General features: G+C 66.3%; 4 protein-coding genes and 1 rRNA gene. All 5 read left to right on the plus strand.

The genetic code is table 11. The features are described from left to right. Positions 1-113: 113 nt before the first annotated feature. Entirely contained in the window at positions 114-746 is a 633-nt protein-coding gene (locus tag ACIBEJ_RS36215) for a ClpP family protease (RefSeq protein ID WP_397187426.1), read from the plus strand. A gap of 11 nt (positions 747-757) precedes the next feature. Then, positions 758-1,381 (plus strand): ATP-dependent Clp protease proteolytic subunit, encoded by a 624-nt coding sequence (locus ACIBEJ_RS36220; RefSeq protein WP_397187427.1) that lies wholly within the window; start codon positions 758-760, stop codon positions 1,379-1,381. Positions 1,382-1,563: 182 nt separating this feature from the next. Continuing rightward, positions 1,564-2,844: an ATP-dependent Clp protease ATP-binding subunit ClpX gene (clpX, locus tag ACIBEJ_RS36225; RefSeq protein WP_397187428.1), complete on the plus strand. Its 1,281-nt coding sequence runs from the start codon at positions 1,564-1,566 to the stop codon at positions 2,842-2,844. Between the two features lie 11 nt (positions 2,845-2,855). Beyond that, positions 2,856-5,501 carry a valine--tRNA ligase gene (locus ACIBEJ_RS36230; protein WP_397187429.1) on the plus strand — a complete coding sequence of 882 codons (2,646 nt, stop codon included), beginning with the start codon at positions 2,856-2,858 and terminating at the stop codon, positions 5,499-5,501. 435 nt (positions 5,502-5,936) lie between these two features. Continuing rightward, positions 5,937-6,000, plus strand: a 16S ribosomal RNA gene (locus ACIBEJ_RS36235); the annotation flags it as partial.

A 6,000-nucleotide genomic window follows, 5' to 3' on the forward strand; every position in this document is an offset into this window, starting at 1 on the left:
CCAACCACCTGCGCCGACAGCGAACAGGTGGCGAGACGGGGCATGACCGCTAGCCGGGGCGCGTTAAGGTCACAAGCAAAGCCAATCGTTACGACGCATCGGAAGGTGAAGCTGTGACCAGCCCGCCGACCTTCTATCAGCCCGAGTCGCGAGGCCGTGAGAACGGCTCGTCCTTCCGGCTTGAGGACCAGCTTTACCAGCGCCTGCTGCGTGAGCGCATCATTGTGCTCGGGCAGGAGGTCAACGACGAGATCGCCAACCGCATCTGTGCGGAGCTCCTGTTGCTCGCGGCCGACGACCCCGACCGCGACATCTGGCTCTACATCAACTCGCCCGGCGGCTCGGTGACCGCCGGCATGGCGATATACGACATGATGGAGTACGTGCCGAACGACGTCGCGACCGTGGCGATGGGTCTGGCCGCTTCCATGGGCCAGTTCCTGCTGTCGGCCGGCGCCAGGGGCAAGCGCTACGCGCTGCCGCACGCGCGCATCATGATGCACCAGCCTTCCGGCGGCATCGGCGGCACCGCGGCCGACATCGCCATCCAGGCCGAGCAGATGCTCTACGTGAAGAAGACGCTGGCCGAGCGGATCGCCGCGCACACCGGCCAGACACTTGAGCAGATCGAGGCCGACTCCGACCGAGACCGGTGGTTCACGGCCGAGGAGGCCAAGGACTACGGCTTCATCGACCAGGTCGTGCGCAACGCACGGCAGGTGCCCTCCGCGGGCGCCGTCTCCTAGGGGGAGCTGAAGTGAACATCCAGAGCCGCTACGTTCTCCCCTCCTTCGTCGAGCGCACGTCCTACGGCGTGAAGGAGATGAACCCGTACAACAAGCTCTTCGAGGACAGGATCATCTTCCTCGGCGTGCAGATCGACGACGCGTCGGCCAACGACGTCATGGCCCAGTTGCTGACGCTGGAGTCGCTTGACCCCGACCGGGACATCAGCATCTACATCAACTCGCCGGGTGGCTCGTTCACCGCGATGACGGCGATCTACGACACGATGCAGTACGTCCGGCCGGAGATCTCGACCATCTGCCTCGGTCAGGCCGCCTCGGCCGCCGCTGTGCTGCTCGCGGGAGGCACGCCGGGCAAGCGCCTGGCGCTGCCCAACGCGCGCATCCTGATCCACCAGCCCTCCACCGAGGGCGGCGGCCAGGCCAGCGACATCGAGGTCCAGGCCCGCGAGATCCTTCGCATGCGCACGCTCCTCGAGGAGATGGTGGCGAAGCACTCGGGCAAGGAGCCCGCCGACGTCCGCCGCGACATTGAACGCGACAAAATTCTCAACGCGGAAGAGGCAAAGGCGTATGGTCTGATCGACGACATCATTCCGACCAGGAAGAAGCGGACACAGGCCGTCGCTTCCTGATGAGATGTGACGCACCGGAGCGCTGCCCAATAGGGCACGTTCCGGTGCGACTCGCCGCTAGGGGGCTCACTGAGGGCCCAGAAGACGGTAACGTCGAAACCTGAGCGGTTCGGCCAAGTCCGGAGGAAGTCCGGAAACACTGCTCGCGGAGCAGGGCGGTCCCACGCAAAGGAGTATCTGGGGTGGCACGCATCGGCGACGGGGGAGACCTGCTGAAGTGCTCTTTCTGCGGGAAGAGCCAGAAGCAAGTCAAGAAGCTCATCGCCGGTCCCGGCGTATACATCTGCGATGAGTGCATCGATCTCTGCAACGAGATCATCGAGGAGGAGCTCTCGGAGTCCTCCGAGCTCAAGTGGGACAATCTGCCGAAGCCGAGGGAGATCTACGAGTTCCTCGACGCCTACGTCATCGGTCAGGACAAGGCGAAGAAGGCCCTCTCGGTGGCGGTCTACAACCACTACAAGCGGGTGCAGTCCGGCGACCGCGGCAGAGACGAGGGCATCGAGCTCTCCAAGTCCAACATTCTGCTGCTCGGGCCCACGGGCTCCGGCAAGACGCTGCTGGCGCAGACGCTGGCCAAGATGCTCAACGTGCCCTTCGCCATCGCCGACGCCACGGCGCTGACCGAAGCGGGCTACGTCGGCGAGGACGTCGAGAACATCCTGCTCAAGCTGATCCAGGCCGCCGACTACGACGTCAAGAAGGCCGAGACCGGCATCATCTACATCGACGAGGTCGACAAGATCGCCCGCAAGAGCGAGAACCCGTCGATCACCCGCGACGTCTCCGGTGAGGGCGTGCAGCAGGCGCTGCTGAAGATACTGGAGGGGACCACGGCCTCGGTTCCTCCGCAGGGCGGCCGCAAGCACCCGCACCAGGAGTTCATCCAGATCGACACCACCAACGTGCTGTTCATCTGCGGTGGCGCCTTCGCCGGCCTCGAGAAGATCATCGAGTCGCGCATCGGCAAGAAGGGCATCGGCTTCAACGCCATCATCCGCTCGAAGGAAGAGGTCGACACCGTCGACATCTTCGGCGACGTGATGCCCGAGGACCTGCTGAAGTTCGGCATGATCCCCGAGTTCGTGGGCCGCCTGCCGGTCATCACCAGCGTCCACAACCTCGACCGCGAGGCGCTCATCCAGATCCTCACCGAGCCGCGCAACGCTCTGGTGAAGCAGTACCGCAAGCTCTTCGAGATCGACGGCGTCGAGCTGGAGTTCACCGACGACGCGCTGGAGGCCATCGCCGACCAGGCGATCCTGCGCGGCACCGGCGCCCGCGGACTGCGCGCGATCCTCGAAGAGGTCCTGCTGTCGGTCATGTACGAAGTGCCCTCCCGCCAGGACGTCGCCCGGGTGGTCATCACCCGCGAGTCCGTGCTGGAGCACGCGATCCCGACGCTGGTCCCGCGTGACCAGCTCGCCAAGCAGCAGCGTCCGCCGCGCGAGAAGTCGGCCTAGCACTCCCGGGAATGACGAAGCGCCCCGCCGGCCGGTGGGGCGCTTCTCCATGTGGAGACGATCCCGTCAACGGCGGCACTAAACTTGGCCGCGTGACAACGCCAGAGCTGCCTACCCAGTACACCCCGGCCGACGTCGAGACCCGGAGCTACTCACGCTGGGAATCCGAAGGCTACTTCCGTGCCGATCCGGGCAGCTCGCGCGAGCCGTACTCCATCGTCCTGCCCCCGCCGAACGTGACCGGCGTGCTCCACATCGGCCACGCGCTCGACCACTCCATCCAGGACGCGCTGACGCGCCGCGCGCGGATGCGCGGCAAGGAGGCGCTGTGGCTGCCCGGCATGGACCACGCGGGCATCGCCACCCAGAACGTCGTCGAGCGCAAGCTCGGCACGGAGGGCAAGTCGCGGCACGACCTCGGCCGACAGGCGTTCGTGGAGAAGGTCTGGCAGTGGAAGGAGGAGTCCGGCGGCGCGATCCTCGGTCAGATGCGGCGGCTCGGTGACAGCGTCGACTGGTCGCGCGAGCGGTTCACGATGGACGAGGGGCTGTCGCGCGCCGTCCAGACGATCTTCAAGCGGCTGTTCGACGACGGGCTGATCTACCGCGCCGAGCGCATCATCAACTGGTGCGTGCGCTGCCACACCGCGCTGTCCGACATCGAGGTCGAGCACAGCGAGGACGAGGGCGAGCTCGTCTCCATCCGCTACTCCGACGAGGTCGTCGTCGCCACCACGCGTGCCGAGACGATGCTCGGCGACACCGCCGTCGCGGTCAACCCCGCCGACGAGCGTTACGCCCACCTGGTCGGCACGGAGGTGGAGCTGCCGCTGACCGGGCGGCGCATCCCGATCGTCGCCGACGAGCACGTCGATCCGGCCTTCGGCACCGGCGCGGTCAAGGTCACCCCCGCGCACGACCCCAACGACTTCGAGATCGGCCGCCGCCACTCGCTGCCGTCGCTGACGGTCATGGACGAGCACGGCGTCATCACCGCCCACGGACCCTTCCAGGGCCTCGACCGCTTCGAGGCGCGGCCCGCCGTCGTGGCGGCGCTGCGCGCGGAAGGCCGCATCGTCGCGGAGAAGCGGCCCTACCTGCACTCGGTCGGACACTGCTCGCGGTGCAAGACCGTGGTCGAGCCAAGGCTGTCGCTGCAGTGGTTCGTCGACGTCGGGCCGCTGGCCAAGGCGGCCGGTGACGCGGTGCGCGACGGGCGTACCCGCATCCACCCGCCGGAGCTGGCCAAGCGCTACTTCGACTGGGTCGACGACATGCACGACTGGTGCATCTCCCGGCAGCTCTGGTGGGGTCACCGCATTCCGGTCTGGTACGGCCCGGCCGGAGAGCTGGTCTGCGTGGGTCCGGACGAGCAGCCGCCGGCGGGGTATGTCCAGGATCCTGACGTGCTGGACACCTGGTTCTCCTCGGCGCTCTGGCCGTTCTCGACGCTCGGCTGGCCGGACCAGACGGCCGACCTGTCCCGCTTCTACCCGACCTCGGTGCTGGTGACCGGGTACGACATCCTGTTCTTCTGGGTCGCCCGGATGATGATGTTCGGCCTCTACGCCATGGACGGGCAGCCGCCGTTCCAGGTGGTCGCCCTGCACGGCATGGTGCGCGACCAGTACGGCAAGAAGATGTCCAAGTCCTTCGGGAACGTGGTCGATCCGCTGGACTGGATCGACCGCTTCGGCGCCGACGCGACCCGCTTCACGTTGCTGCGCGGCGCCAATCCCGGCGCCGACGTGGCGGTCAGCGAGGAGTGGGCGGCCGGATCGCGCAACTTCTGCAACAAGATCTGGAACGCCACCCGGTTCGCGCTGATGAACGGCGCCGCCGTCGGTGAGCTCCCCGACGACCTCACCGCGGCCGACCGCTGGATCCTGTCGCGCCTGCGGCACACGATCGAGACGGCCGACGCCGCCTTCGAGGAGTTCGAGTTCGCCAAGGTCTCCGACCTGCTCTACCACTTCGCGTGGGACGAGGTCTGCGATTGGTACCTGGAACTGGCGAAGATCCAGATCGCCGAGGGCCGCGAGGGCACCCGGCTGGTCCTGGGCCACGTGCTCGACGCGCTGCTGCGGCTGTTGCACCCGCTGGTCCCGTTCGTCACCGAGGAGTTGTGGCGGGCGGTCACGGGTGGCACGTCCGTCATGGTCGCGCAGTGGCCGCTCGCCGACCCGCGCCATCACGACCCTGCGGCCGAGGCCGAGATCACCGCGCTCCAGGAGCTGGTGACCGAGGTCCGCCGCTTCCGCTCCGACCAGGGACTCAAGCCGGGGCAGCGGGTCGCCGCACGTCTCGGTCTCTCCGGTACGGCTCTCGCCGCGCAGGAAGGCGCGATCCGGTCGTTGCTGCGGCTGGAGGAGCCGGGTGACGGGTTCTCCGCGACCGCCCGGTTCGCGGTGGGCGGGGTGAGCGTCGAGATCGACACCGCCGGGGCCATCGACGTGGTGGCCGAGCGCAAGCGCCTGGAGAAGGATCTCGCGGTGGCGCGCAAGGAGGCGGCTCAGGTGTCGGCCAAGCTCGGCAACGAGCAGTTCATGGCCAAGGCCCCCGAGGACGTGGTGGCCAAGGTCAGGGCACGTGCGACGCAGGCCGAAGAGGACATCGCGCGGCTTGAGGCGCAGCTCTCGGCCTTGCCGGCTGGATGAGGTTTGGCGGTAACGCATGAGGGGAAGACTCTTTCGTTACCGAGAAGATGGACGTTGTACCTGCGTTGGGCTGCTACAGTTTTCAACGCAGGGCGGGCACGCCCCGATGAGCCTCCGGGTTCGGAGCTCATCGGAAGGCTGCTAGGCTCTGACACATCCCAACGACTGATCCGGGTTTCCGGCTGCGTCCGCTTGATTGGACAAGAGCCGGATGATGGAGTAAGTTAGCGGGGTTGCCTCGGATCAACCGAGATGGGCGGTTTGACAGACTCGTCCGGATCTGGTAAGATTGAGGTAGACGAAATGTACGCCTCTCGCAGTACCGGAGAGCATGCGTCCGTTTCTTGAGAACTCAACAGTGTGTTAAAAGCCAGTGCATGAAGTTTCATGCAACACCTCGTCTATATATTGATGAGATTTGCTTGGTTCAAACATCTTATGGAGAGTTTGATCCTGGCTCAGGACGAACGCTGGCGGCGTGCTTAACACATGCAAGTCG

The sequence above is a fragment of the Nonomuraea sp. NPDC050790 genome (assembly GCF_044456745.1).
Classification (GTDB): domain Bacteria; phylum Actinomycetota; class Actinomycetes; order Streptosporangiales; family Streptosporangiaceae; genus Nonomuraea.

Coding starts and splice junctions, on each gene's coding strand:
- ACIBEJ_RS36230 (WP_397187429.1), top strand. CDS start 2,856: ATGACGAAGCGCCCCGCCGGCCGGTGGGGCGCTTCTCCATGTGGAGAC.